Below are 25,884 nucleotides of genomic sequence, written 5' to 3'. Positions count from 1 at the left end.
CGCCGGAGAGGAACCACCGCCGTGTTCGGCAACTATCTGATCGGCCTGCGCGAGGGGCTGGAGGCCAGCCTGGTCGTCTGCATCCTCGTCGCGTACCTGGTGAAGACCGGGCGCAGGGACGCCCTGCGTCCCGTGTGGCTGGGCATCGCGATCGCCTGCGGGATCTCGCTCGCCTTCGGCGCGATGCTCGAATTCGGCACCCAGGAGCTGACCTTCGAGGCGCAGGAGCTGCTCGGCGGCACCCTGTCGATCATTTCGGTGGGTCTGGTGACGTGGATGGTCTTCTGGATGAAGCGCACCGCGCGCCATCTGAAGGCCGATCTGCACGGCAGGCTCGACACGGCGCTCGCCATGGGCACCGGGGCGCTGGTCGCCACCGCCTTCCTGGCCGTCGGCCGTGAGGGCCTGGAGACGGCGCTGTTCGTGTGGGCGTCGGTACGGGCAAGCGGCGAGGGTTCCTCGGCGCCGCTGATCGGGGTGCTGCTGGGCATCGCCACGGCGATCGTGCTCGGATACCTCTTCTACCGGGGCACCCTGAAGATCAATCTGGCGAAGTTCTTCCGGTGGACCGGCGCCATGCTGGTGGTCGTCGCCGCGGGCGTGCTCGCGTACGGGGTCCACGACCTCCAGGAGGCCCGCTTCCTGGGCGGCCTGGGCAACAGGGCCTTCGACATCAGCGGGGCGATCCCGCCGGACAGCTGGTACGGGACCCTGCTCAAGGGCGTCTTCAACTTCCAGCCGGACCCCACCGTCCTCCAGCTCACGGTGTGGCTGCTGTACCTGGTCCCCGTGCTGACGCTGTTCCTCGTGGACCGCGGCCGCCCGGCGCCCGCGCCGAAGCGGCCGACCGCCGACTCGGACTCCGCGCCCGCCGGCTGACGGGACCGCCAGCACAGCCTGCCGGCGGTCCCGGGGTCGCTCAGGGGATGCGGACTCCCGCGCCGCCCACCCTGACCCGGGGGTCACCGGCGCGCAGTTCCACGGTGAGCAGCCCGGGGCGGCCCATGTCGGCGCCCTGGTGGAGGGTGAGCACGGCGTCCGCCGGGACCAGGCCGCGCTCGCGGGCGTACGCGCCGAAGGCGGCCGCGGCGGCTCCCGTGGCGGGGTCCTCGACCACGCCGCCCACCGGGAAGGGGTCGCGTACGTGGAACTCCGTCGGGCCGGCCCGGTGCACCAGCTGGACCGTGGTGAGGTCCAGACGGCGCATCAGGGCCTCCAGCCGGGCGAAGTCGTAGGCGAGGTCCGCGAGCCGGGCCCGGGTGCGGGCGCCGAGCACGAGGTGCCGGGCCCCGGCGTAGGCGATCGCGGGCGGGATCTCCGGGTCGAGGTCGGCCTCGGGCCAGTCCAGGGCGGCCAGTGCTTCGGCGAGGTCCGCCGCGCCGATCTCCTCGGTGTGCGGCTCGACGCTGGTGAGCGTGGCCCGCAGCTGCCCGTCCTCGGAGGTGACGGACACCGGTACGGTGCCGGCGCGGGTGGCGAGGAGGATCTCCCCCGGTCCGATCCGCTCGGCCAGCGCGACGGCCGTGGCCACGGTCGCGTGCCCGCAGAAGGGGACCTCCGCCTTGGGGCTGAAGTAGCGCACGGTGAAGGCCCGGCCCTCCTGCGCGCCGAAGCCCTCGGGCGGGGCGGTCAGGAAGGCCGTCTCGCTGTAGCCCAGCCCGGCGGCGATCTCCAGCATGGCGTGCTCGTCCAGGCCTGTGGCGTCGAGCACGACCCCGGCGGGGTTGCCGCCGTCCGGGTCGTGGGAGAAGGCGGTGTAACGCAGCACTTCGGTCGTCATGACCGGCTCAACCCCGGGCGCCCGTGCGCCATTCCCGGCCGTCGGCCGCGCTCTCGGACGCACCGCCGGACGCACCGCCGACTGCGGTCTCAGCCGCGGCCGATGTACGGCATCGAGGTCGCCATCACCGTCGCGAACTGCACGTTCGCCTCCAGCGGGAGCTCCGCCATGTGCAGGACGGTGCGGGCCACGTCGGCGGCGTCCATCACCGGCTCGACGGCCAGCTGCCCGTTGGCCTGGAGGATGCCGGTCTGCATCCGCTCGGTCATCTCGGTCGCCGCGTTGCCGATGTCGATCTGGCCGCAGGCGATCCGGTACGGCCGCCCGTCCAGCGACAGGGACTTGGTCAGGCCCGTCATGGCGTGCTTGGTCGCGGTGTAGGCGATGGAGTTCGGGCGGGGCACGTGAGCCGAGATGGAGCCGTTGTTGATGATGCGGCCGCCCTGCGGGTCCTGCCGCTTCATCTGCCGGAAGGCGGCCTGGGCGCACAGGAAGGCGCCGGTCAGGTTGACGTCGACGACCGAGCGCCAGGCCTCGTAGGTGATGTCCTCCAGCGGGACCCCGCCGGGGCCGAAGGTGCCCGCGTTGTTGAAGAGCAGGTCGAGGCGCCCGTACCGGGCGCGGACCGACTCGAACAGAGCAGTCACCTCGTCCGGGTCGCTCACGTCTGCCCGTACGCACAGCACGTCGGCGCCGGCACCGGCGGCCTCGGCGGTCTCCTCCAGCGGTCCGGTCCGGCGGCCGGCGACGGCCACGGCCCAGCCGGCGGCGGCCAGGGTCAGCGCCACGGAACGGCCGATCCCGGAGCCGGCGCCGGTGACCACGGCGATCTTCTTCGTACTTTCGTCCATGGGGCCGCAGGGTACGTCACACGGCGCCCCGCTCCCCGGACGTTCCGATTGCTGAGAGCATGGGTCGGTCAGGGGTGCGTAGATCAGATGAGAAGACTGGAGTCCCGCATGTCGGAGAGAGGCCCCGCGACGGCCCCCTCGCACGACTCGTCGCCCGATTCGCCCTCCGCCCCCACCGCCACGACACCCCTGAAGGCCACACGCCGCACGGGCCTGCTGGTCACCTTCGTACTCGGGGGGCTCACCGCCCTCCCCCCGCTGTCCATGGACATGTACCTGCCGGCCCTGCCGCAGGTCACCGACGCCCTGCACAGCCCTGCCGCGACCGTTCAGCTCACCCTCACCGCCTGCCTCGCCGGCATGGCCCTGGGCCAGCTCGTCATCGGCCCGATGAGCGACAAGTGGGGCCGCCGCCGGCCGCTGCTCATCGGGATGGTCGTCTACGTCCTGGCCACCGCGATCTGCGCGCTCGCCCCGACCACCGAGCTGCTGATCTCCTTCCGGCTGCTCCAGGGTCTGGCCGGCGCCGCCGCGATCGTCATCGCACGGGCCGTCGTACGCGACCTGTACGACGGCGACGAGATGGCCCGGTTCTTCTCCACCCTGATGCTCATATCCGGGGCCGCCCCGATCATCGCCCCGCTGATCGGCGGCCAGGTCCTGCGCTTCGCCGACTGGCGCGGGGTCTTCCTCGTCCTGACCGTCGTCGGCGCGGTGCTCACCCTGATGGTCTGGCGCGGCCTCGGCGAGACCCTCCCGCCCGAGCGGCGGCACACCGGCGGGGTCGGCTCGGCCCTGCGGACCATGCGCGGGCTGCTCGGCGACCGCGTCTTCGCCGGCTACACCCTGACCGGCGGCTTCTCCTTCGCCGTGCTCTTCTCCTACATATCCGCCTCGCCGTTCGTGGTGCAGGAGATCTACGGGGCCTCGCCCCAGGCCTTCGCCCTGCTCTTCGGGCTCAACTCCGTCGGCCTGATCCTCGTCGGCCAGATCAACGGCAAGCTGCTGGTGGGCCGGGTCCGCCTGGACAAGGTGCTGGCCGTCGGGCTCGCGGTCGTCACGGCCGCCGCGGTGGCGCTGCTGCTGATGTCGACCGGGGTGTTCGGGGAGGTCGGGCTGACGCCGATCGCGGCCGCCCTGTTCGTCCTGATGTCGGCCATGGGCGTGGTGCTGCCGAACACCAACGCGCAGGCCCTGATGCGGACCCCGCACGCGGCCGGATCGGCCTCCGCGCTGCTCGGCACGTCCTCGTTCCTGATCGGCGCGATCGCCTCGCCGCTGGTGGGCATCGCGGGCGAGGACACGGCCGTCCCGATGGCCGTCGTCCAACTGGTGTGCGCCCTCCTCGCCGTGAGCGCCTTCCTCGGCCTGTGCCGCCCCTGGCAGAGCGCACCCACCGCATCCGGCGTCGCCGGCGCTTGAGGCGCGGGGTCGGGGGCGGAGCCGCCGCGGCGTAAACTTCGCAGGTGAACGCCTCCGCCCCCACCACCGCCGAGACCCTGCGCAGCACCCTCGGCGGGCTGCTCGACGGACTCCCGAAGAAGCAGGCCTCGGCCGCCGTCGAGCGGCTCATCGCCAGCTACCGGGGGCAGACCCCGACCGACGCGCCCGTGCTGCGCGACCGCTCCGACGTGGCGGCGTACGCGGCGTACCGGATGCCCGCCACCTTCGAGGCCGTCCGCAGCGCCCTCGACGGGCTGGCCGAGGCGGCCCCCGACTGGTCACCCGCCTCGCACGTGGACGTGGGCGGCGGTACGGGAGCCGCGACCTGGGCCGTGGACGCCACCTGGGACGGCCCGCGGGAGACCACGGTGCTGGACTGGGCGGAACCGGCGCTGGCCCTCGGCCGGGAGCTCGCGGCCGCCTCGACCTCCGAGGTGCTGCGCGGCGCCGCGTGGCGGCGGGCCGTCATCGGCGCGGGGCTGAGCCTCCCCGAGGCCGACCTGGTCACGGTGTCGTACGTACTCGGCGAGCTGACCCCGCAGGCGCGCACGGCCGTCGTCGCCGAGGCGGCGCGGGCCGGGCAGGCCGTGGTGCTGATCGAGCCGGGCACGCCGGAGGGCTACCTGCGCATCCGGGAGGCCCGCGACCAACTGATCGGGGCCGGGCTGCGGGTCGCCGCCCCGTGCCCGCACGACGGGACCTGCCCGATCCAGGTCGGCCAGGACTGGTGCCACTTCTCGGCACGCGTCAGCCGGTCCTCCCTGCACCGGCAGGTCAAGGGCGGTTCGCTCCCCTACGAGGACGAGAAGTTCAGCTACGTCGCCGCGACCCGCTTCCCCACGGAGCCGGCCACCTCCCGGATCACGCGCAAGCCGCAGATCCGGAAGGGGCTCGTCCTGCTGGAGCTGTGCGGCCCCGCGGAAGCGGGCCTGACGCGGGTCAATGTGACCAAGCGCCACGGTGACCTCTACAAGGCCGCACGGGACGTCGACTGGGGCCGGGCCTGGCCCCCGGCGCCGTAACGGGCCCTACGGGCGCAGCTCCTGGGTGCAGCACTTCACGCTGCCACCGCCCTTGAGCAGCTCGCCCAGGTCCATCGGGACCGGCTCGAACCCCCGGTCCCGCAGCGGCGCCAGCAGCCCGGTCGCCGCCTGCGGGAGCAGCACGTGCAGACCGTCGGAGACGGCGTTCAGGCCGAGGGCCGCAGCGTCCCGGCCGTCGGCGATCAGGGCGTCCGGGAAGAGCCGCCTGAGCACTCCCTGGCTGCCGGGCGAGAAGGCGTCCGGGTAGTACATGATCTCGTCGCCGTCGAGGACGCTGAGCGCCGTGTCCAGGTGGTAGTAGCGCGGATCCACCAGGTCGAGGCCGATGACCGGGCGGCCGAAGAACTCCTGCGCCTCGTCGTGCGAGAGCGGGCTGGAGCGGAAGCCCCGGCCGGCCAGGATGTAGCCGTCGGTGACCGCGAAGTCCCCCTCGCCCTCGTTGACGTGGGACGGCTCGTGGATCTCGGTGTAGCCGTTGGCACGGAACCAGTCGAGGTGGATCTCGGCCTCGGCGGCCCGTTCCGGGTAGGCGAACCGGGCCCCGAGGACCCGGCCGTCGACGACGAGCGCGCCGTTCGCCGCGAAGACCATGTCGGGCAGCGCGGGTTCGGGTTCGAGGGTCTCGACGATGTGCCCGAGGGCGCGGTAGCGGTCCCTCAGGTCCTCCCACTGGGCCAGTGCGAGGGGCAGGTCCACCGGTTTCGTGGGATCCATCCACGGATTGATGGAGTACGTGACCTTGAAGTGTGCGGGTGGGCACATCAGGTAGCGCCGGGGTGTGGCGTCTCTGCGCAAAGAAGGCTCCTCACGACTTTCACGACTCTGGGCGAGTGCTGGAGAGAATCGTCTCTCCTCCACCAGGACAGCACAGTGAACTGATTGGGTGGTTTAAGCAAACCTATGGAAAGACGAGACGTCTCGCTTTGGTAGTTTCGGGCCATGCCCAAGACCCCTGACGCCACCCGCCGCAGCGACCGCTCCCGGCGCGCCATCCTCGACGCCGCGCTCGCGCTCGTCGGGGAGGTCGGCTACAACAAGCTGACCATCGAGGCCATCGCCGCCCGCGCGGGCGTCGGCAAGCAGACCATCTACCGCTGGTGGCCGTCGAAGGCAGCCGTCCTCCTCGACGCCTCGCTGGCCCTGGCCGGGGACGCGGAGACGGAGGCCGAGTGGACCGGCTTCCCCGACACCGGGGACCTCGCGGCCGACCTGAAGCACGTCCTGCGGGCGACGGTCGACGAGTTCAACGACGAGAAGTACGACGCCCCCGCGCGCGCCCTGACGGCGGCCGGCGCCACCGACCCGGAGCTCGGCGCCCGCTTCACCGAGCAGCTGCTGGAGCCCCAGCTCGCCCTGTACGAGGCGCGGTTGCACACCGCCCGCGAGGCCGGCCAGCTCGCACCGGACACCGACCTGCGGCTGACGGTGGAGATGCTGCTGGGGCCGCTCACCTACCGCTGGCTGCTGCGCACCGCGCCCCTGACGCACGCGTACACCGACGCGCTGGTGGACCGGGTGCTCGGCGGGGTGGCCAACGTCACCGCCCGCTGACGGGCCGGTGGCCGGGAACCGGCCGAGAGGATTTGGCCTGATTCTATGGTTTTGTACGGGTTTTCGGCCGCCCCTCTCCAACCCCCCGGTCGTCGAGACCGGTCACCCGGGGCTCAGGATGGTGGGACCATGGGTTGGTCCGCCGGGGATACGGTGAGGTGAGGGGATAGATGGGGTCTGAGTCCGGCCGCGTCAAACGCGGCGAGCAGAGCAGGATTTCCCAGTGGCTGCGCCGGCGGCAGAAACCCACCGCCGAGGACCCCGGAGCGGAGCGCGAAGCGCTCCTCCTGGCCTTCGCCGCCGCGGGCCTGCCGCTCGCCCCCGCCGCCCATCCCGCCGGTTACCGATGTTCGTGCGACCGGATCGGCTGTCCGACGCCCGCACGGCACCCCGTCTCCTTCGCCTGGCAGACCCAGTCGACCACCGACCGCGCACAGGTCGAGCGCTGGGCGCGCAATGAGCCCCTGGCCAACTTCATCACCGCGACCGGCATGGTCCACGACGTCCTCGACGTCCCGCTGGAGGCCGGCGCCGACGCCCTGGCCCGGCTGCTGGAGGCCGGGATCGAGGTCGGCCCCGTCGCCGAATCGGGCGGCACCGGCGACCAGGCCCGGATGCTCTTCTTCACCGCCACCCGCGGCACCCCCGAGGACGAGGACGAGTGGTGGCCGTGCGCGCTGGACTGCCACCCCGAGACGATGGACGAACACCCGGGCCTGCGCTGGCACTGCCGCGGCAGCTACGTCCTGGTCCCGCCGGCGGCCCTGCCCGGTGACCAGGCGGTGACCTGGATCCGCGGTATCGAGCACACCCTCCCGGACCCGCTCACCCTCCTGGAAACCCTGACGGACGCCTGCGCCGCGTACGCGGGTACCGCGAATCCGACCCCGGCCGTGGTCGCCTGGCCCCTGGGCCAGTAGGGCTCCGCCCGGCCTCGGGGGTGCGGGGGCGGAGCCGCCGGTACGGCGCGTCAGTGGTGGATCTGCGTCACGACCACGTCGAGGGACCAGGCCTTCGCCGCCTTCGCGGGGGCCTCGGCCTCGACGACGTACCCCAGGTCCCGCAGGGCCGTGACCAGCTCCGCGGGCCCGCCCGGCACGGCCCCCGCCAGCAGCAGGTCCCGTACCAGCCGCCCCTTCGTCGCCTTGTTGAAGTGGCTCACCACCGACCGCTTCTCCACCCCGTCCACCAGCTGCGAGTGCAGCACCCGGACGCTCGCGGTCCGCCCCGCCACCTCACCCTTCGGCTTCCACGCGGCCCCGTACGCCGCCGACCGCAGGTCCAGCACCAGCCCGTCCCCGGCCGCCTCCGGCATGACCTGCGCCATCGGACCCCGCCAGTACGCGCCGAGCGCGCCCAGCCCGGGCAGCTTCACCCCCATCGAGCAGCGGTACGAGGGGATCGCGTCGGTGATCCGGACCGCACCCCACAGCCCCGAGAAGACGAGCAGCGCGTCCTGCGCCAGGGCCCGTGCCGCCGCCGGCAGGTCGGCCAGGCCGAGCGCGTCGTAGAGCACGCCCGTGTAGATCTCGCCCGCCGGACGGGCTCCCGCCGTGCGCAGCTCCACGTTCTTGGCGACCTCGCCGCGCAGTCCCTCGCTCAGGCCCAGCACCTCGCGCGCCTTCGGCTCGTCCGCCGCGCACAGCTCGACCAGCTCCTCCAGCACCGCCGCACGGGCCGGGGCGAGACCGGGCAGCGACAGCGTCTCCGGCTTCAGGGGTGCGCCGGAGCCGCCGGCGGCCTTTCCTTCGGACGGCGGCAGCAGCACGAGCACGGTGGATCTCCTTCGGTACGACATCGCAGGGGGTGCGGCCCCCGAGCCAGGGTAGACGTCCGCGGCACCCGCTCGCCGTGCCGTCCGGGCCCACCCCACCTACGCTCGACGCATGCCACGCCGTCAGATGCACATGACCGGCGCAGACGGGGCTGCTCTGCGGGCCGCGCTGCGTGAACTGCGGACGAAGCTGGAGGTACCGCAGGCCTTCCCCGCGGCGGTCCTCGCGGAGGCCGAGCACGCGGCGGCGCACCCCCGGCTCCCGGACCTGGACAGCACCGACATCCCCTTCTTCACGATCGACCCGCCGGACTCCGTCGACCTCGACCAGGCCATGCACCTCGCGAAGCGCTCCGGCGGCGGCTACACCGTCCGCTACGCCATCGCCGACGTCGCCGCCTTCGTCACCCCCGGCGGCCCGATCGACGCCGAGGCGCACCGCCGCGTGACCACCCTCTACTTCCCCGACGAGAGGATCCCGCTGCACCCGGCCGTCCTGTCCGAGGGTGCGGCGAGCCTGTTGCCCGACCAGGTCCGCCCGGCGCTGGTGTGGCGGTTCGACCTGGACCCCGACGGCCGGGTGGAGACCGTCGACGTCCGCCGCGCACTGATCCGCAGCCGGGCCAAACTCGACTACGACGGCGTCCAGAAAGCCATCGACACCGGCACGGCGGAGGAGCCGCTCGCCCTCCTGAAGGACATCGGCCGGCTCCGCGAAGCCCTGGAAGCGGCCCGCGGCGGTATCTCCCTCAACGTGCCCGAGCAGGAGGTCGTCGAGCGCGACGGCACGTACGCCCTCGCCTACCGCGCCCCGCTGCCCGCCGACGGCTGGAACGCGCAGCTCTCCCTGATGACCGGCATGGCCGCGGCCGATCTGATGCTGGCCACGGGCTCGGGCATCCTGCGCACCCTGCCCAGCGCCCCCGACGGCGCGGTCGGCAGGCTGCGCCGGACGGCGAAGGCCCTGCGGATCGACTGGCCGCACCACGTCCCGTACGCCGAACTCGTGCGCTCCCTCGACCCGCACCGCCCCGCCCACGCCGCCTTCCTCCAGGAGTGCACGGCCCTGCTGCGCGGCGCGGGCTACACCGCCTTCACCGGCGGCGAGAGCCCCGACCCGGCGATCCATGCCGCGGTGGCCGCCCCGTACACGCACTGCACGGCGCCGCTGCGCCGCCTCGTCGACCGGTACGCCGGCGAGCTGTGCGTGGCGGCGGCGGCCGGGACCGAGCCGCCGGACTGGGTGATGGCCGCGCTCCCGGCGCTCCCGGACGAGATGGCGCAGGGCACGCGGCTGGCGAACACGGTGGAGCGGGAGTCCGTGGACCTCGTCGAGGCCGCCGTGCTGAAGGACCGGGTCGGGGAGACCTTCGAGGCCACGGTCATCGATGTCAGGGACCGGGAGCCGCTCGTGGGCACGGTCCACCTGGAGGATCCGGCGGTGGTCGGCCGCGTCGAGTCCACCGGGGCCGCGCTGCCGCTGGGCGACCGGATCCGGGTCCGGCTGGCGCAGGCCGACCCGGGCACGTCGAAGATCCTCTTCGCGCCGGTCCGGGAGCCGGCCCGGGAAGGCACGGGCCGGGCCCGACAAGATCCGGAAGAGACGGCCTAGGAGGGCGCGGGCTGTCGGCGCAGGGCGGTGACCAGGGCGCGCGGGTCGTCGGCGTGGAAGCGGACGGTCCGGGCCTCGCCCGTGGCACCGAGCGGCCGGGTGAAGGGGAGCGGCCGGTTCAGCTCCAGGGTGACGGAGGTCTGGCTGCCGACGATGAGGTCGAGCACCCCGTCCTCGGACAGCGTCACCAGCCGGCCCTGCGGATAGCGGCGGTCCACCCGTACCGAGGCCACCGCGTCCGGCGGCACGGCGAGGTCGAAGAGGGCCCCGTAGCGGATCCGCAGGGACCCGTCCGGGCGGACCACGTGCGGCCGGGTCACGCACGCGGCGTGCAGGGCGAGGACGAGCAGGAGGCTGTAGACGTCCAGTACGAGCACCACCCGGTGCACGGCGGGCCAGGGGATGAGCACGGCCAGGGCGACCGTCTCGACCACCGACACGAAGAGCAATCCGTACATCATGGCCGTCTGCGGTCCGGTGTACGCGGCGGCGAGGTCCCCGGGGCGCACCCCGTGCTTCCCGCGGACCGCCCACCGGCCGAGGGAGGCGGTGGCGCGCAGCTCGTGCAGCACCAGCCGCCGCACTTGTACGGGGACCACGGCCCGGACCGCCGCGTGCCGGGCGGCCCGGCGCCCGGCGCCGCGGGCCCGCTCGGCGGCGTAGAGACCGTGCAGCACCCGGGCCTCCAGCAGCAGCACGGCGACGAGGAGCACCTCGGTGGCGGCGAGCGCCCACCCGGGCAGGCGCACCCCGGCCACGAGGCACACGACGAGCGCCAGCTCCGCCGGGAGCACGGCGGTGACGGCGATCCGCGCCGCCCGTATGCGGGTCATCCCCGCCCCCTCTCGATGAAGGCTTCCATGACGCGGCGGACGACCTCCGCCTGCGCGGGCGCGTACTCGGCGAGCAGCGCCTCCTTGAACCCGGCCACGACCGCCCCGTCGGCGGGGATCGCGCCGAACACCTCGTCGGGGACGGCCGCCACCAGCTCCGCCGCCAGGGGCGGGATCCGCGGGTCGTCGACGGGCGCGTCGGCGAGCTCGTCGAGGCGCTCGTACAGGGCGAGCACGGCGGGGTCGGCGGCGAGCGGGCCGAGGGCGGCGTAGACCTCCTGGCCGCCCGCGCCCGCCGCGTCGAGGAGGATCAGGTGCTCGCGGTCCTTGGCCGCGGCCGGGGAGCCGGTCGGGGGCGCCTTCGCCAACAGCTCGGCGAGCGCGGGCGAGAGCGGTTCGGCCTCCCCCGGCCCTGCGGCGAGCAGTACCGCGAGCCGCCGCCGGCGCTCCCGGATCTCGGCCTCCTGCCGGGCCAGGTCGGCGTCGAGTTCCGTGAGGACGTCGGCCAGTTCGCGCCCGGCGTCGTCCGCGAGGACGTCGCGCACCTCGTCGAGGCTGAGCCCGAGCTCGGTGAGCCGGCGCACGCGGGCCAGCAGGACGGCGTCGCGGAGGCTGTAGGCCCGGTAGCCGTTGGGGCGCCGCTCCGGTTCCGGGAGCAGCCCGACATGGTGGTAGTGCCGGATCGCCCGGGTGGTGAGCCCGACGACCGCGGCGATCTCTCCGATCCGCATGCCCTCAGTAGAAACCCTGCCGCTGCGTCAAGGTCAAGCGAGGTCAAGTGCGGCCGTCGCCCCGGGTAACATGGTCGCCACGGCAGACGAGTCGGCCGGGCGGCCGCGTCGGGATCCTCGGATCCCGCCGAGGAACGTCCGGGCTCCACAGGGCAGGGTGGTGGGTAACGCCCACCCGGGGTGACCCGCGGGACAGTGCCACAGAAAACAGACCGCCAGGGGCTTCGGCCCTCGGTAAGGGTGAAACGGTGGTGTAAGAGACCACCAGCGCCTGAGGTGACTCAGGCGGCTAGGTAAACCCCACCCGGAGCAAGGTCAAGAGGATCCGTCCCCGGACGGGTCTGCGCGAACGCTCGAGGGCTGCCCGCCCGAGTTCGCGGGTAGACCGCACGAGGCCGGTGGCAACACCGGTCCTAGATGGATGGCCGTCTCCCCGGCGACCGCGAGGTCTCCGGGCGACAGAACCCGGCGTACAGGCCGACTCGTCTGCCACTCCCACTCCCGTTCGGGCCAGTGGCCCCCGCCCCGGCCCCACCGGCAAGCGGCCCGCCCCGGCCCGGGCTTTTCCCGTCGGACGCCGGCGGGCTCGGACGGCGGCCCCGCCACCGGATCCCGGCAGTCGGTGCACACGCCTTCCGGCGGGTCCGGCGGATGCGGCACTCTCGGCCACATGACCGATCACCCCGCCCGCGCGGCCGCGGCAGCCGCGCACATACGCGACCTCGCCGAAGCGACCACCGACCCCCGCCGTGCCTACGCGAGCCCCGCCGAGATCGCTGCCGTGACCGGGAGCCTGCGCGAACTCGCACGCCACCTCGAGGACGCGCTGCGCCATCTGGAGGCCGGCATCGGGCGCCGTGACGACGGCGACTGGGCCGCACCGGACGGGGAACGGCCCCGCCCGTACGCACGGCAGGCGGGCGGCGCCGTCCAGTCCGCCCGGGCCGAGGCGCGGAACATGGTCCGCGCCCTCGACCGGGCGATGGAGGCCCTCGGCCCGTTCAGGCCCGCGCCCTGACGGCCCTACCGCAGGTGGGAGGTGTCGTTCAGGAGGCGGACCGAGGCGTTGCCGTCCGCGTAGTAGGCCACCGCGGAGAGGGAGGCCGCCGACAGTTCCATGCGGAACAGGGCTTCCGGCGGGGCGCCCAGGGCGAGGCGGACCAGGATCTTGACCGGGGTCACGTGGGTGACCAGCAGGACCGTGCGGCCCGCGTGCGCGGCCAGCAGGCGGTCGCGGGTCGCCGAGATCCGGCGGGTGGCGGCCATGAAGCTCTCCCCGCCCCCGGTCGGGGCCGCCTTCGGGGAGTCCAGCCAGGCCTGGAGGTCCTCCGGGAACTGCTGCTGCACCTCGGCGAAGGTGAGCCCCTCCCACGCCCCGAAGTCCACCTCGCGCAGGCCCTCTTCGACCGTCACGGAGAGCCCGAGGCGGAGCGCGACGGCCTGGGCGGTCTGGTGGCAGCGGCGCAGCGGGGAGCTGATGACCGTCTGGATGGTGCCGCGGGCGGCCAGCGCCTCGGCCACCGCGTGGGCCTGGCGCAGGCCCGCCGTGGACAGTTCGGGGTCGCTGCCGCCGCTGCCCGAGAAGCGCTTCTGCGGGGTGAGGGCGGTCTCGCCGTGCCGCAGCAGGACGAAGGTCGCGGGGGCGCCCATGTCCGGGCCCCAGCCGGGACCGGTCGTCACCGCCGGAGCCTCCGAGTCGAGGCAGGGCTCGATCGCGTCCGCCAGGGCCTCCGCGTCGGCGAACAGGGTGCCGGCGAGCTCGGGCGCCGCCGCGGCCGTGGCCCCGGAGGCAGCCGGGGCTGCGGCGAGGGCGGCGCGGACGGCCGCCGCGCCCGCGGCGGCGTCACCGGGCGGGCCCGACGGCGCCGGCGGGGTGGCCAGGGCGCGCGCCGCTCCGTGGTCGAGGGCGGCCGTGGACGCCGAGGGCTCCCACTGCTCGCCCCGCTTGCCCGCGTCCATCGCCTCGTTGGCGAGCCGGTCGGCGTGCTTGTTCCGCTCGCGCGGGATCCACTCGTACGTCACCTGCGCGCGCGGCAGGATCCGCGCGGCCTCGGCGGCGAGCGGCTTCATGTCCGGGTGCTTGATCTTCCAGCGGCCCGACATCTGCTCGACGACCAGCTTCGAGTCCATCCGGACCAGGACCTGCGCGTCGGACGCCAGGTCACGTGCGGCGGCGAGGCCGGCGATCAGGCCCTTGTACTCCGCCACGTTGTTCGTCGCGACGCCGATGTACTCGGCGCGCTCGGCCAGCGTCTCGCCCGTCGCCGGGTCGAGCACCACCGCGCCGTAGCCGGCGGGCCCGGGGTTGCCCCGGGACCCGCCGTCCGCCTCCACGACGAACCGGACAGGGCTCGGCATCAGATGCCCGAGTCGGCCGTACGGACCAGGATGCGGCCGCAGTTCTCGTGACGGACGACCTGGTCGCGGGCGGCGGCCTTGATCTCGTTGACCTCGGCCATGTCCAGCTCCAGCCGGCAGCCCTCGCAGCGGCGCTGGTAGAGGCGCGCGGCGCCCACCCCGCCCTGCTTGACGCGGATCTTCTCGTACAGCGCCATCAGGTCGGCCGGCATCGACGTCACGATGACCTCGCGGTCCTTGGTGACCTTGGCGACCTCGGTGTCGATCTCGGCGGTGGCCGCGTCCCGGCGCGCGGTCGCGTCCGCGACCTTGGCCTCCAGGGCGGAGACGCGCTCGGTGAGCTCGGTGACGCGCTCCTGCGCACCCTCCAGGCGCTCCATGACCTCCAGGACCACGTCCTCCAGGTCACCCTGGCGCTTGGCGAGGGAGACGACCTCGCTCTGCAGGTTCGCCAGGTCCCGGGCCGAGATGCCCACGCCCGAGTCGAGCCGCTGCTGGTCGCGGACGGCGCGCTGGCGCACCTGGTCCACGTCCTGCTCCGCCTTGGTCTGCTCGCGCGCGGTGTCGCTCGCCTGGGTCTGGGCGGCGACGAGCAGGTCGCGCTGCTGCGCCAGGTCCTTGGTGAGCGAGTCGAGCTCGGCGTGCTCGGGCAGCGACTTGAGCTTGTGGGCGAGCTGAGACAGCCGGACGTCCAGGGCCTGGACGTCGAGAAGTCGGATCTGGTCGGCGGGCTCGGCGTTCAGTTGGGGGCTCCAGAGATAGAAGGGGGTGTGACGGACGGCGCGTGGGCCGTCCACGGGTCGGTGACCGTGCGCGAGACGTGGGTACGCAGACCCCAGCCGTGGCGCTCGGAGATGGCGTCGAGCTGCGCGGCCGCCTGCTCGCACCAGGGCCATTCGGTGGCCCAGTGGGCGGCGTCGACGAGAGCGAGCGGGCGGCTCTGCTCGCGGGCCTCGGACACCGGGTGGTGGCGCAGGTCGGCCGTCAGGAAGACGTCCACACCGGCGGCGCGGACCTGCTCGAAGAGGCTGTCGCCGGAGCCGCCGCTGACGGCGACGCGGCGGACCGGCATGTCCGGGTCCCCGGCCACGCGGATGCCCTGGGCGGTCGGCGGCAGCCAGGCCGCGGCGCGCGCGGCGAACTCGCGCAGGGTCTCGGGGTGGTCGAGTTCGCAGATCCGGCCGAGGCCGCGGCGGCCGTCCGGGTCGCTGGGATCGGGCACCAGCGGGCCGGTGATCCGCAGGTCCAGTGCGCCGGCGAGGGCGTCGGAGACTCCGGGGTCGGCTGTGTCGGCGTTGGTGTGGGCGACGTGCAGCGCGATGTCGTTCTTGATCAGCGTGTGCACGACGCGGCCCTTGAAGGTGCCGGCCTCGACGGTGGTGGTGCCCCGCAGGTAGAGGGGGTGGTGGGTGATGATCAGGTCGGCGCCCAGCTTGACCGCCTCGTCGGCGATCTCCTGGACGGGGTCCACGGCGAACAGGACCCGGCTGACCTCGGCGTCCGGGTCGCCGCAGACGGTTCCGACGGCATCCCACTGCTCGGCCCGCGAGGGGGGCCAGAGAGCGTCCAGCGCGGCGATGACTTCAGAGAGACGGGGCACGGGCCAAGGCTACCGTCCGGGGCGACCGTCCCGGTCAGCCCCGGTCCCCCGCCCCGACCGCCCGGTCCGGCCCGCCGTCCTGCGCCCCGCAGCCGGCGGACCGGCGGACCGGCGGACCGGCCGGTGGCCGACTTGCCGGGCGGAGCGCCCGGTCCCCTGTCGTGCCCGCCGCAGGAAGGCAACCGCCCGGGGCCGGAGGTCCGTCCCGGTCGGCCCGCCGCAGGCGGCAGGGCGAAGCGGGAACCGGCCCGGGACCGACCGGACACGGCAGGCCCGGCCCACCGTCGCGCTCGCCGCAGGCGGTGAAGCGGGGACGGGTCCGGGGCGGTCGGCGCGGTTCGTCGGCGCGCTCGCCGCAGGCGGCACGGCAGGGCCGCAGCACAACCGTCCCGCCCGCCACGCGCGAATCGCCGCGCGGACACCCGTATGTGTGAAGCCGTGTTGGTGGTGTTGTTCGTCAGGTTGCCCGAAAACTAGCTTCCACCCCGGAGGTGACCACGGAATGACTGTCTGTGCCATCGAAATGACGACCACGGCCGCGTTCACCATCGCCGCGGACGGGTCGTACGCCGCCCGGCTGGCCGGGGAGGGCGAGTCGCTCTACGCGGAGCGCTGGACCCTGGCCGGGCCCGAGGCGTACGCGGTACCGCTGCCGCTCGCGCAGCCCGAGGAGGCGGACAGCGAGGTACTGCCGCTGGCCGACGGGCGGGTCCTGATCCACCGCCGGGTGGCGGAGCGGCACGCCTTCGCGCTGCTGTACCCGACGGGCGCCGCGGCCGGTCCGCGCACCGGGGAGCTGCAACTCGGCGGGGTGGAGGCGCAGGAGGGCGTACGGGTGCGCCTGCTGCCGCCGTCCCCGGACGGGTCCTGCGCCTTCGCCCTGGCCGCGGAGGACACCGTGACCACGGTCTGGCAGGTGGCCGGGGCCCCCTTCGGGCCGACGCCCGTCGCCCGGATCCCGGGACGCTGCTCGGGCGGGGTGTGGCTGGACCGGGCGGGCCGGCTGCTGGCCCTGGACCGCGAGCTGGACGGCACCACCAAGGCCGTCGTCGTCGACCTGGGGCTGGGCCAGATCTCCCCGCTGTTGCAGATCACCGAGGACAGTGACGACCTGCTGCTGCTGGCCGACCCGGACAGCGGGCTGCTGCTGATCCGCTCCGACGCCCCGGGCGAACCGCGCCTGGGCTGGGGAGTGCTGGGCAGCTCCCTGCCCGTCCGCTTCCCGGAGTGCCTGGCCCGCCTGGGGGCCGCCCGCCCGTTCGCGGTCCAGCCCGGCCAGGCCCTGATGCCGGAGACCTGCGGGGTGGCGCTGCGGCTGCCCGAGGGCGACGTGGGCCTGTGGCGCCCCGCCGACCGGCACGTCTTCCGGCTCGGCGCCCCGGCCGGGTGGCTCGGCGGCAGCGGCCTGTGGAGCGCGCAGGGCCGCCTGCACCTGCCGTACGCGACCCCCGAGGTGCCCTGCGGGATGGTCGGCATGAACCTGCCGGTCTCCCCTCAGCCGCCGGTGGTGGTGGAAACGCCCGCGGCGGCCGTCCCCCGCCGCCCGGTCCCCCTCCAGCAGGCACCGCTGGCCGGGCGATAGGGGGCGGGGGGCGGTCGCCCCGTACGCCCTGCGAACCGTGGCCGGTGGCCGGTGGCCCGGGGTCTAGGCCGTCTCTTTCGGATCTTGCCGGGTGAGCCCGGGTCGTCCGGTGCGGTACATCGCAAGGCGGAGGGGCGCCCGTGTACTGGACGTACTCGGGCGCCCCGACAACGCGGCGAGGTGCCGTGCCGGGCGGGCCGGGCCCGACAAGATCCGGAAGAGACGGCCTAGGCGTGCTTGAGGCCGAGCACCTCGGTCGCGGCGAAGGTCTCGTTCGCCGGGCGGGACGCGTAGTGCGGGGTGAGCAGCTCGTCGAGCTCCTCGTAGGAGAAGGACTCCTTGGCCGTGTCGAACTTGGCGGCCACCTTCGGGCGCTCCATGACGGCCACGATCCCGCCGTGCACGACGAACAGCTGGCCGTTGGCCCCGGCCGAGGCGGGCGAGGCCAGGTACCCGACGAGCGGGGAGACGTGCTCGGGGGCGAGGGCGTCCAGCTTGCCGTCCTCCGGGACCTGGAAGCCGGCGAAGACGTCCTCGGTCATCCGGGTGCGGGCGCGCGGGCAGATGGCGTTGGCCGTCACCCCGTACTTGGCGAGCGCGAGCGCGGTCGAGGTGGTCAGGCCCACGATGCCGCCCTTGGCCGCCGCGTAGTTGGGCTGGCCGGCCGAGCCGCCGAGGAAGGCCTCGGAGGAGGTGTTGATGATCCGGCCGTAGACCGGGCCGCCCGCCGCCTTGGACCGCTCGCGCCAGTGCACGGACGCGAAGTGGGTGGTGTTGAAGTGGCCCTTGAGGTGGACCCGGATCACCGAGTCCCATTCCTCCTCGGACATCGAGAAGACCATCCGGTCGCGCAGGATGCCCGCGTTGTTGACCAGGACGTCCAGCTTCCCGAAGCTGCTCACGGCCAGCTCGACCAGTTCCCGAGCCTGCGTGAAGTCCGCCACGTCGCCCAGGTGCGCCACCGCCCGGCCGCCCGCGGCGCGGATCTCCTCGGCGACCTCCTCCGCCGGGGCGGCCGAGGCCTCCCCGGAACCGTCCCGGCCCGGCTGGCCGAAGTCGTTGACGACCACGCTCGCGCCGAGCCGCGCGAGCTCGATCGCCTCGGCCCGGCCGAGCCCCCGCCCCGCGCCCGTGACGATGGCGGAGAGCCCCTCAAGTGGCAGTGACATCCGTACGGTTCCTCTCGAAACGGGTCAGAGTTCGATGCAGGTGCGCAGGGCCACGCCCGTACGCATCTGGTCGAGCGCGTCGTTGATCTCGGCGAGCTGCACCCGGTGCGTGATCAGGCTCGCCAGGTCCACCCGGCCGGCCCGCCACAGGGCGATGGTGCGCTCGTAGGAACGGAGCACGTCCCCGCCGCCGTACATCGACGGCAGGATCTTCTTCTCGTCGAAGAAGAGCGAGAACATGTCGATCTGGAAGTTGTCGTCCAGTGCGCCCGCCCCGACGATCACCACGCTGCCGCCGCGCCGGGTCATCCGGTACGCGGTCTGCGCGGTGGCGGACTTGCCGACGACCTCGAAGACGTAGTCGAAGCCCTCGCCGCCGGTGATCCGGTTCTTGGCGTCGTCGAAGGCCTCCGGTCCCACGGCCTCGGTGGCCCCGAAGCGCAGGGCCGCCTCGCGCCGCGACTCGACCGGGTCGACGGCGATGATCTGGGCCGCGCCCTGGACCTTGGCGCCCTGGATGACGGAGATGCCGACGCCGCCGCAGCCGATGACGGCGACCGAGGAGCCGGCCTCCACCTGCGCCGTGTTGATGGCCGCGCCGAGGCCGGTGGTGACCCCGCAGCCGATGAGGGCGGCGATGTCGAAGGGCACGTCGTCGGGGATCGGGACGGCGCACGCGGCGTCGACGACGAGCTCCTCGGCGAAGGTGCCGGTCGCGGCGAAGCCGAAGATGTCCCCGCCCGCGCGGCGGAAGTTGGGGGTGCCCGCGTTGACCAGGCTCGCCAGGCACAGGTGGCCCTGGCCGCGCTTGCAGGACGGACAGTGGCCGCAGGGCGGCAGCCAGCAGACGAGGACCCGGTCGCCCTGCTTGAGGGAGGTGACCCCGTCACCGACGTCGGCGATCACCCCGGAGCCCTCGTGGCCCGGGACGAAGGGGGCGGGCTGCGGCAGCACGCCGCTCATCGCGGAGAGGTCCGAGTGGCACAGGCCGGTGGCCCTGACCCGGATCTTCACCTTGCCGGGGCCCAGGCCCACGGCCTCCATGTCGTCGACGACCTCGAGCTTGTCCTGGCCGATCTCGCTCTGCAGTGCTGCGCGCACGGTGCGGCTCCTTGGGTCTCGTACGGTCCGTACTGGTACTCGGTTCTCGTGCTCAGGCGTGTTCGACGACGGTGTCGGCGAGGACCGGTGCGTCGTCCCGTTCGACGGCGCTCACCGACACCAGGACCCGGCCGGGCTCCTGCCACATCCGGATGCGCAGCGTCTCGCCGGGGAGGACGATCCCGGCGAAGCGGGTGCGGTAGGCCCGGACCCGGGAGACGTCCCCGCCCAAGGCCGTGTCCACGACGGCCTTGAGGGTCATCCCGTACGAGCACAGGCCGTGCAGGATCGGCCGGTCGAAGCCCGCCAGTTTCGCGAACTCGGGATCGGCGTGCAGCGGGTTCCAGTCGCCGGAGAGGCGGTAGAGCAGGGCCTGCTCCTCGCGGATGTGGCGCTCCTCGACGCGGTCCGGGGCGCGCTCGGGCAGCTCCTCCTTGACGGAGGGGCCGCGCTCGCCGCCGAAGCCGCCCTCTCCCCGTACGAAGATCTGCGCGTCGCTGGTCCACAGCGGCCCGTCGGCGTCGGCGACCTCGGTGCGCAGGACGACGACGGCGGCCTTGCCCTTGTCGTAGAGCGCCGCGACCCTGGCGGTGGAGGTGGCGCTGCCCTTGACGGGGATGGGCCGGTGCAGCTCGATGGACTGGCCGCCGTGCAGGACGTTGGCGAGGTTGATCTCGATCCCGGGGGCGGCGAGCCCGCCCATCATGGCCATGCCGGCGCCCGCGACGGTCGCGAAGCTGGGCAGGACGTGGAGCTTGGACTCGAGGGTGTAGCGCAGCTCGTCCGGATCGGTGGCCGGCCGGCCCGCGCCGAGGCCGAGGTGGTAGAGCTGGATGTCCTTGTGGTCCCAGCCGATCTCCCCGAGACGGGGTTCGGCGGCGAGGGCCTTGGCGGCATCGATCGGCATGGGGGTGCTGCTCCCTGTCGTTGGAGAACCGGGGCCGTTGGAAGACCTCGGTGCGGCCGTCCGCACCGTCGGCCGCACCGAGGTCGTATGCGGGGGCCGGTTCTAGAACGCGTTCTAGCCCCGACCGGTGAGGAAATGTATAACGCACGCCCCCGCACTTGGGAAGACTCATGACTTCACGTCAGATCGGCTGTGCGCGGCGCGTGTTGCCCGGCCGCCGCGGGCCCGGGCCATACCCTGCCCGCGTGGACGAAATGCCTGTTGACCACCGTGCGGCCCGCGCCCTGCGCGTCCTGCTGGAGCCGCCGCATCCCGCCCTGGCGCTCCAGCTGGGCCTCCAGCCGGACATCGAGGTCGTCCGGGACCCGATGGCCCGGCCCGCGGTGGCCCTCGTGGAGGAACTCGAGGCCGTGACCGCGCTGCTGGCCGACGACCCGGAGTGCCGGGTACTGGTCCTCACGGGCTCGGCGCACCCCGGCCTGGCGGAGGCCGCCCTCGCCGCCGGCGCGGCCGGCCTGGTCCTGCGCGACGGCCCCGTCGAGGAGCTCGCGGACTCCATCCGCCGTGCTTCCATGGGCGAGACGGTGGTGGACCCGGCCCTGGGATGAAGTCGGGGGGATCCGGGAGAATCCTTTTCCGGCACCGGCGCCTCTTATGCATGTGCCGACGCCCAGGTCGGCACCTGACCCGGAGGTTTCCGTGATCGCTCTCGTTGCCGGCGCCGTCGCCGTTCTGCTGCTCTGCACCTGCACGGTCGTCGTGCTGCGCCGACGGGCCCGCTCCCGTGGCTGAGTCGACCTGGCCCGCCGAGACCCTGGTCCTCGCCGCGCAGCGCGGGGACCTCGATTCGCTGACCGCGCTGGTCTCCGGCTCGCACCCGAACGTACGGAGGTTCGCGCACTCGCTGTGCGCCTCCCCCGAGGACGCCGAGGACGCGGCCCAGGAGGCGCTGATCATCCTCTACCGCAAGGTGGGGATGCTGCGCGCGTCCGGCGCACTGGCCTCGTGGATGTTCCGCATCGTCCGCAACGAGTGCCTGCGCCGCGCCCGGCTCGTCCCGCACGAGCGCGCTCCGCTGCCGGACACCGCCGTGAGGTCGGCGGAGGAGGAGGCCCTGCAGCGCCTGGAGGCGGCCCGGGTGGCGCGGGCCATCGCCGCCCTCCCCGAGGACCAGCGGCGCGTGCTGATCATGCGGGACATCCAGGGGCACAGCGGGCGGACGGCCGCCGACGCGCTGGGCCTCACCACCGCCGCGATGAAGTCCCGGCTGCACCGGGCCCGTGCGGCCCTCCACGACACCCTGCTCGGAGGCGACGATGAACACTGCTGACGGCCCCGACTTCGCCAGCTCCACCCTGCCCCGGCACCTGGTCCGCGGCGCGGTCGGCATCGGCAGCCTGATCGGCGCCTTCGCGCTCCTGCCGCTGTACGGACCGCTCACCCTGGCCCTCGCCCCGGTCGGCCTGGTGGCCCTGCGCGGCTGCCCGATGTGCTGGGCGATCGGCCTGGCCCAGACGCTCTCCCGGGGCCGGCTGCAACGGGAGTGCACCGAGGACGGCAGCTGCACCCTGCGCCCCGCCGCCCGCTGAGAGCGGGGCGCACCCCGGGGCGGCGCGACCCCCGGGGCCGCTACGAGCCGTCGCCGGCCTGCTCCTGCCCGAAGGCGGCGAGGAGCTCGCTCTCGCCCGGGGCGGTGAACAGCCGCTTGGGCAGCACCACGAGACACGTCCGGCGGCGCGAGCGGCCCACGAACACGTGCAGCCGGGGCGTCTCGTAGTAGTAGCGCATCTCGTCCCACACGATCCGCTGCGACTCCCCGCCCCGGAACACCTCGATGCCCGTACCGTCCACCACGACCCGCTTCTCCTCGGCGGCCCTGCCCGTGCGGAAGCCCCGGGCCACCGCCCACCGCGGCAGCAACAGCAGCGCGAAGAGGCCGTACGCCACCGCGATCCCGAGGGGGACGGGGTGCAGGGTGAGACCGCCCGAGGACAGCGCCACCCCCGCCGAAGCGAGCAGGGCCGTGCCGAGGGCGCCCACGATCCGGCCCCGCCGGAACAGCCCCGCCGCCCTGGCGGCCTCGTCGTACTCGTCCCTGGTCACGCTGCCGGTGGCGCTGAAGGATGCCCCGCATATCTCGCTCACGGGGGCGGAGCCTAACGCTCCGCCCCCGTGGACGAAAGCGCGTTCCTATCCCCGCCGCAGGAGGGTCACCACCGCCGCGCCGCCCAGCCCGATGTTGTGCGCCAACCCCACCCTCGCCCCCGCGACCTGCCGCGGCCCCGCCTCGCCGCGCAGCTGCCAGACCAGTTCGGCGGCCTGCGCCAGCCCGGTCGCCCCCAGCGGATGCCCCTTCGAGATCAGCCCGCCCGACGGGTTCACCACCCACCGCCCGCCGTACGTGGTCGCGCCCGACTCCAGCAGCTTTCCGGCGGCGCCGTCCTCGCACATGCCCAGCGCCTCGTACGTCAGCAGCTCGTTGATCGAGAAACAGTCGTGCAGTTCCACGACGTCCACGTCCTCGATCCCGAGCCCCGACGCCCCGTACGCCTGCCGGGCCGCCGCGGCCGTCATCGGCTTGCCCACCACGTCGATGCACGAGCCCGACGCGAAGGAGGCCTCCGTGTCCGTCGTCATCGCCTGGCCGACGATCTCCACCGCCTTGTCGTGCAGCCCGTGCCGCACCACGAACCGCTCCGACACCACCAGCGCCGCCGCCGCGCCGTCCGAGGTCGGCGAGCACTGGAGCTTGGTGAGCGGCGCGTGGATCTCCTTCGCCGCCAGGATCTCCTCGACCCCGTACACGTCCTGGAACTGCGCGTTCGGGTTGTTCGCCGAGTGCCGGTGGTTCTTCGCGCCCACGGCCGCGAGCTGCGCGGCCGTGGTCCCGTACCGCTCCATGTGCTCCCGCGCCGCGTTGCCGAAGATCTGCGCCGTTGGCGGGGACATCTCGAAGCCGTGGCCGGCGGCCATGATCCCGTAGTGCCGGGCCACCGGCGAGGTCTTGAAGTCACCTCCGTCGGCTCCACCGCCCAGCGCGCCGCGCTTCATCTTCTCGAAGCCCAGCGCCAGCACGCAGTCGCTGATCCCGCCCTGCACGAACTGCCGCGCCATCATCAGCGCCGTCGAGCCCGTCGCACAGTTGTTGTTGACGTTGTAGACAGGCACCCCGGAGAGCCCCAGCTCGTACGCGGCCCGCTGGCCGGCGGTGGACGCCTGGAAGCAGTAGCCCACCGGGACCTGCTCGACGAGCCCGTAGTCCACGCCGGCGTCCGCGAGCGCCGCCGTCCCGGCCTCCTTCGCCATGTCCCAGTACTGCCAGTCCCGCGACTCCGGCTTCTCGAACTTCGTCATGCCGACACCCACGATGTACGACTTCATGCCCCTGGTGTCCCTTCAGTCCCTCGGGAGGCCGAGAATCCGCTCGGCGACGACATTGAGCTGGACCTGTGTGGTGCCTCCGGCGATGGTCAGGCAGCGGGACATGAGCATCCCGTGCACCGCCCGCTCCCCCGCCCCCTCCCGCACCGCGCCCGCCGGTCCCAGCAGTTCGAGCGCGAGCTCGGCGGTCCGCTGCTGGTGCGGGGTCTGGACGAGCTTGCGGACGGAGGCGCCCGCGCCCGGTTCCAGCCCCGACACCTGCTGGAGGGTGGTGCGCAGCCCGATGCAGGCCAGGGCGTGCGCCTCGGCGGCCAGTGCGCCGATCCGCCTGCGGTACGTGCCGTCGAGCTCGGCGGCGTGCGCGAGGAGCGCCTCCAGGCCGGTGTCGAAGGTCATCTGGTCGGCCATGTGGACGCGTTCGTTGCCGAGGGTGTTGCGGGCCACCTTCCAGCCGCCGTCGACGGCGCCGACCAGCGCGTCCGCCGGGAGCTGCGCGTCGTCGAAGTACACCTCGTTGAAGAGGGCCTCGCCGGTGATCTCCTTCAGCGGGCGGATCTCGATGCCGGGGGTGTTCTTCATGTCGACGAGGAAGTAGCCGAGCCCCTTGTGCTTGGGCACGTCCGGGTCGGTGCGGGCGAGCAGGATCCCGTAGTCGGCGCTGTGTGCGGAACTCGTCCACACCTTCTGCCCGTTGATCTTCCAGGAGCCGTCCTCCCGGCGCTCCGCGCGGGTCCGCAGCGAGGCCAGGTCGGAGCCCGCGCCGGGCTCGGAGAAGAGCTGGCACCAGGTGATGTCCCCGCGCAGCGTCGCCGGTACGTAGGCCTCCCGCTGGGCCTGTGTCCCGTAGGCGATCAGCGAGGGCACCACCCAGGTGGCGATCCCGAGGTCGGCGACCTTCACCCCGGCCGCGGCCAGTTCCTGCTGGACGACGAGCTGCTCGACGGGCCCCGCGCCGAGCCCGTAGGGGGGCGGCAGGTACGGGGCCGCGTAGCCGGTGGGGGCCAGGATCCGGCGGGCGGTCGCCGGGTCCAGCCCGCGCGCGTCCGCGATGGCGGTACGGGCCTTCGCGCGGTACGTCTCGGCCTGCGCGGGGAGTTCCAGGCGCAGCTCGCGCCGCGCACCGCCCGCCGCGGACCGCACGGCCCGGACCCGGTGCCCGTCGCCGGGCCCCAGCAGCTGGCGGGCGACGAGCGCCCGCCGCAGGTAGATGTGCGCGTCGTGCTCCCAGGTGAAGCCGATGCCGCCGAGGATCTGGATGCAGTCCTTGGCGCAGGAGTAGGCGGCGTCCAGGGCGGTCCCGGCGGCGAGGGCCGCCACGAGCGAGCGCACCTCGGCGGGCTCCTCCATGGCCTGGGCGGCGTCCCAGGCCATGGCCCGGGCCTGTTCGAGGCGGACGAGCATGTCTGCGCACAGGTGCTTGACGCCCTGGAACTGCCCGATGGGCCGGCCGAACTGCTCGCGCACCTTCGCGTACGAGGCGGCCGTGTCCAGCGCCCAGGCCGCGGTGCCGCAGGCGTCGGCGGCGAACAGCGCGCAGGCCAGGTCCCGGACCAGCGCCGCGTCCAGTTCCAGCAGCCGGTCGGGGGCGGTGGCGACCCCGCGCGCCCGCACCTCGGCGGTGGGGCGCGTCGGGTCGGCGCTCTCGTGCGTACGGATGTCCAGCGCGGCGGCGTCCACGGCGAACCAGCACGTGCCGTGCGCGGCCTCGGCGGCGAGCAGCACCAGGTCGGCCTCGCCCGCGCCGAGCACGGGCGGGGCGATCCCGTCGAGCAGGTACCCGCCGCCCTCGACGGCCACGGCGGTCAGTGTCCCGGGCCCGAGCGCGACCGCCCCCACCCGCCCGTCGAGCGGCTCGGCCCCCGCCCGCTCCAGCAGTACGGAGGCCAGCGCGCTCGGCAGGTACGCCCCGGGCAGCGCGCCCCGGGCCGCTTCCTCGACGACGACGGCCAGGTCGAGCAGGGTCCCGCCGTCCAGGTGCGGCTCCAGCAGCCCCTGCGCGGTCATGGCGTCCCAGTAGGCGGGCCGCACCCCGGTCTGCGGCGGGGTGTCGAGCAGCTTGCGGACCTCCTCGGGAGGCACGGCCCGCGCGACCCAGCCGCGCACCGCCTCGGCCAACTCCCGCTGCTCCTGCGTGATTCCGATGCCCATGCGCGGCAGACTAGAACACG

The 25,884-nt window shown here is 73.8% G+C and carries 26 protein-coding genes and 1 other RNA gene; 12 read left to right on the top strand and 15 right to left on the bottom strand.

All coding sequences use genetic code 11. The annotated features are described in order from the left end of the window. The first annotated feature begins 21 nt into the window (after positions 1–21). The gene (gene efeU / locus B6R96_RS24625) at positions 22–879 is read left to right on the top strand and encodes an iron uptake transporter permease EfeU (RefSeq protein WP_030389987.1); all 858 of its coding nucleotides are present in this window, start codon (positions 22–24) and stop codon (positions 877–879) included. Between the two features lie 40 nt (positions 880–919). Here efeU and B6R96_RS24620 read toward each other — a convergent pair whose 3' ends face one another. Together B6R96_RS24620 and B6R96_RS24615 are read right to left on the bottom strand one after the other, a co-directional pair. Next, entirely contained in the window at positions 920–1,780 is an 861-nt protein-coding gene (locus tag B6R96_RS24620; RefSeq protein WP_081523658.1) for a PhzF family phenazine biosynthesis protein, read from the bottom strand. A gap of 89 nt (positions 1,781–1,869) precedes the next feature. After that, positions 1,870–2,631, bottom strand: coding sequence for an SDR family oxidoreductase (locus B6R96_RS24615; RefSeq protein ID WP_030389989.1), 762 nt, complete (start codon positions 2,629–2,631; stop codon positions 1,870–1,872). 108 nt (positions 2,632–2,739) lie between these two features. Here B6R96_RS24615 and B6R96_RS24610 point away from each other — a divergent pair, with 108 nt between their 5' ends. After that, positions 2,740–4,053 carry a Bcr/CflA family multidrug efflux MFS transporter gene (locus tag B6R96_RS24610; RefSeq protein WP_107475577.1) on the top strand — a complete coding sequence of 438 codons (1,314 nt, stop codon included), beginning with the start codon at positions 2,740–2,742 and terminating at the stop codon, positions 4,051–4,053. 44 nt (positions 4,054–4,097) lie between these two features. Then, the gene (locus B6R96_RS24605; protein ID WP_081523656.1) at positions 4,098–5,096 is read left to right on the top strand and encodes a small ribosomal subunit Rsm22 family protein; all 999 of its coding nucleotides are present in this window, start codon (positions 4,098–4,100) and stop codon (positions 5,094–5,096) included. Positions 5,097–5,102: 6 nt separating this feature from the next. Here B6R96_RS24605 and ddaH read toward each other — a convergent pair whose 3' ends face one another. Beyond that, on the bottom strand, positions 5,103–5,975 hold the full coding sequence (gene ddaH / locus B6R96_RS24600; protein ID WP_335755545.1) for a dimethylargininase: 873 nt from the start codon (positions 5,973–5,975) through the stop codon (positions 5,103–5,105). 81 nt (positions 5,976–6,056) lie between these two features. Here ddaH and B6R96_RS24595 point away from each other — a divergent pair, with 81 nt between their 5' ends. After that, on the top strand, positions 6,057–6,668 hold the full coding sequence (locus B6R96_RS24595) for a TetR/AcrR family transcriptional regulator (protein ID WP_052875323.1): 612 nt from the start codon (positions 6,057–6,059) through the stop codon (positions 6,666–6,668). A 170-nt stretch (positions 6,669–6,838) separates the two neighbouring features. Beyond that, entirely contained in the window at positions 6,839–7,588 is a 750-nt protein-coding gene (locus B6R96_RS24590) for a bifunctional DNA primase/polymerase (RefSeq protein ID WP_030389994.1), read from the top strand. A 50-nt stretch (positions 7,589–7,638) separates the two neighbouring features. Here B6R96_RS24590 and yaaA read toward each other — a convergent pair whose 3' ends face one another. Further along, positions 7,639–8,442, bottom strand: a complete 804-nt coding sequence (gene yaaA, locus B6R96_RS24585) for a peroxide stress protein YaaA (protein ID WP_030389995.1) — start codon at positions 8,440–8,442, stop codon at positions 7,639–7,641. A gap of 112 nt (positions 8,443–8,554) precedes the next feature. Here yaaA and B6R96_RS24580 point away from each other — a divergent pair, with 112 nt between their 5' ends. Continuing rightward, on the top strand, positions 8,555–10,054 hold the full coding sequence (locus B6R96_RS24580) for an RNB domain-containing ribonuclease (RefSeq protein ID WP_081523655.1): 1,500 nt from the start codon (positions 8,555–8,557) through the stop codon (positions 10,052–10,054). Here the strand turns inward: B6R96_RS24580 and B6R96_RS24575 are convergent. Continuing rightward, a complete protein-coding gene (locus B6R96_RS24575; protein ID WP_053705043.1) occupies positions 10,051–10,887 on the bottom strand; it encodes a hypothetical protein in 837 nt (278 codons plus the stop codon). The two genes, B6R96_RS24580 and B6R96_RS24575, sit on opposite strands and share 4 nt — an antisense overlap. After that, a complete protein-coding gene (locus tag B6R96_RS24570) occupies positions 10,884–11,618 on the bottom strand; it encodes a MerR family transcriptional regulator (RefSeq protein ID WP_081523654.1) in 735 nt (244 codons plus the stop codon). The genes B6R96_RS24575 and B6R96_RS24570 overlap by 4 nt, the downstream gene beginning before the upstream one ends. 87 nt (positions 11,619–11,705) lie before the next feature. Between B6R96_RS24570 and rnpB the strand changes: the two genes are divergently transcribed. Both rnpB and B6R96_RS24560 read left to right on the top strand, forming a co-directional pair. Continuing rightward, positions 11,706–12,107, top strand: an RNA gene (rnpB, locus tag B6R96_RS24565) — RNase P RNA component class A. Positions 12,108–12,288: 181 nt separating this feature from the next. Continuing rightward, positions 12,289–12,636: a hypothetical protein gene (locus B6R96_RS24560; protein ID WP_030389999.1), complete on the top strand. Its 348-nt coding sequence runs from the start codon at positions 12,289–12,291 to the stop codon at positions 12,634–12,636. Positions 12,637–12,641: 5 nt separating this feature from the next. On the opposite strand, the gene B6R96_RS24555 is transcribed toward B6R96_RS24560, so the two are convergent. Genes B6R96_RS24555 through B6R96_RS24545 form a run of 3 tightly spaced genes read right to left on the bottom strand, consistent with a single transcriptional unit; the run spans position 12,642 to position 15,576 of the window. Continuing rightward, the gene (locus B6R96_RS24555) at positions 12,642–13,976 is read right to left on the bottom strand and encodes a bifunctional RNase H/acid phosphatase (protein WP_081523653.1); all 1,335 of its coding nucleotides are present in this window, start codon (positions 13,974–13,976) and stop codon (positions 12,642–12,644) included. Beyond that, positions 13,976–14,719, bottom strand: a complete 744-nt coding sequence (locus tag B6R96_RS24550) for a zinc ribbon domain-containing protein (RefSeq protein WP_030390001.1) — start codon at positions 14,717–14,719, stop codon at positions 13,976–13,978. Before B6R96_RS24550 ends, B6R96_RS24555 begins: the two co-directional genes overlap by 1 nt. Beyond that, on the bottom strand, positions 14,716–15,576 hold the full coding sequence (locus tag B6R96_RS24545) for a Nif3-like dinuclear metal center hexameric protein (RefSeq protein WP_030390002.1): 861 nt from the start codon (positions 15,574–15,576) through the stop codon (positions 14,716–14,718). Before B6R96_RS24545 ends, B6R96_RS24550 begins: the two co-directional genes overlap by 4 nt. A gap of 502 nt (positions 15,577–16,078) precedes the next feature. Here B6R96_RS24545 and B6R96_RS24540 point away from each other — a divergent pair. Then, complete coding sequence (locus B6R96_RS24540) at positions 16,079–17,158, top strand: hypothetical protein (protein WP_081523652.1); 1,080 nt, start codon at positions 16,079–16,081, stop codon at positions 17,156–17,158. Between the two features lie 227 nt (positions 17,159–17,385). Here B6R96_RS24540 and B6R96_RS24535 read toward each other — a convergent pair whose 3' ends face one another. The 3 genes from B6R96_RS24535 to B6R96_RS24525 are packed head-to-tail and all read right to left on the bottom strand — an operon-like array spanning position 17,386 to position 20,335. Continuing rightward, the gene (locus B6R96_RS24535) at positions 17,386–18,327 is read right to left on the bottom strand and encodes a 3-oxoacyl-ACP reductase (RefSeq protein WP_081523651.1); all 942 of its coding nucleotides are present in this window, start codon (positions 18,325–18,327) and stop codon (positions 17,386–17,388) included. Positions 18,328–18,351: 24 nt separating this feature from the next. Next, complete coding sequence (locus B6R96_RS24530) at positions 18,352–19,428, bottom strand: Zn-dependent alcohol dehydrogenase (RefSeq protein ID WP_081523650.1); 1,077 nt, start codon at positions 19,426–19,428, stop codon at positions 18,352–18,354. Between the two features lie 52 nt (positions 19,429–19,480). Then, positions 19,481–20,335, bottom strand: coding sequence for a MaoC/PaaZ C-terminal domain-containing protein (locus tag B6R96_RS24525; RefSeq protein ID WP_081523649.1), 855 nt, complete (start codon positions 20,333–20,335; stop codon positions 19,481–19,483). A 254-nt stretch (positions 20,336–20,589) separates the two neighbouring features. On the opposite strand from B6R96_RS24525, the gene B6R96_RS24520 reads away from it, so the two are divergent. From B6R96_RS24520 to B6R96_RS24510, 3 genes are all read left to right on the top strand, one after another. Continuing rightward, the gene (locus tag B6R96_RS24520) at positions 20,590–20,943 is read left to right on the top strand and encodes a response regulator transcription factor (protein ID WP_053705037.1); all 354 of its coding nucleotides are present in this window, start codon (positions 20,590–20,592) and stop codon (positions 20,941–20,943) included. Positions 20,944–21,119: 176 nt separating this feature from the next. Then, entirely contained in the window at positions 21,120–21,665 is a 546-nt protein-coding gene (locus tag B6R96_RS24515; protein ID WP_053705036.1) for an RNA polymerase sigma factor, read from the top strand. Then, a complete protein-coding gene (locus tag B6R96_RS24510) occupies positions 21,652–21,924 on the top strand; it encodes a hypothetical protein (RefSeq protein WP_081523647.1) in 273 nt (90 codons plus the stop codon). Before B6R96_RS24515 ends, B6R96_RS24510 begins: the two co-directional genes overlap by 14 nt. A 40-nt stretch (positions 21,925–21,964) precedes the next feature. On the opposite strand, the gene B6R96_RS24505 is transcribed toward B6R96_RS24510, so the two are convergent. From B6R96_RS24505 to B6R96_RS24495, 3 genes are read right to left on the bottom strand one after another with little or no spacing between them, the layout of a single operon-like run. Continuing rightward, on the bottom strand, positions 21,965–22,480 hold the full coding sequence (locus B6R96_RS24505; protein WP_081523646.1) for a YcxB family protein: 516 nt from the start codon (positions 22,478–22,480) through the stop codon (positions 21,965–21,967). A gap of 45 nt (positions 22,481–22,525) precedes the next feature. Beyond that, on the bottom strand, positions 22,526–23,716 hold the full coding sequence (locus B6R96_RS24500; RefSeq protein WP_081523645.1) for a lipid-transfer protein: 1,191 nt from the start codon (positions 23,714–23,716) through the stop codon (positions 22,526–22,528). 15 nt (positions 23,717–23,731) lie between these two features. Continuing rightward, positions 23,732–25,864 (bottom strand): acyl-CoA dehydrogenase, encoded by a 2,133-nt coding sequence (locus B6R96_RS24495; RefSeq protein ID WP_081523644.1) that lies wholly within the window; start codon positions 25,862–25,864, stop codon positions 23,732–23,734. Positions 25,865–25,884: the final 20 nt, after the last annotated feature.

It is taken from the genome of Streptomyces sp. Sge12 (assembly GCF_002080455.1).
Taxonomy (GTDB): Bacteria; Actinomycetota; Actinomycetes; order Streptomycetales; family Streptomycetaceae; genus Streptomyces.
Note: the sequence above shows the minus strand (reverse complement) of the source record. Positions and strands in the feature narration are given on the sequence as shown.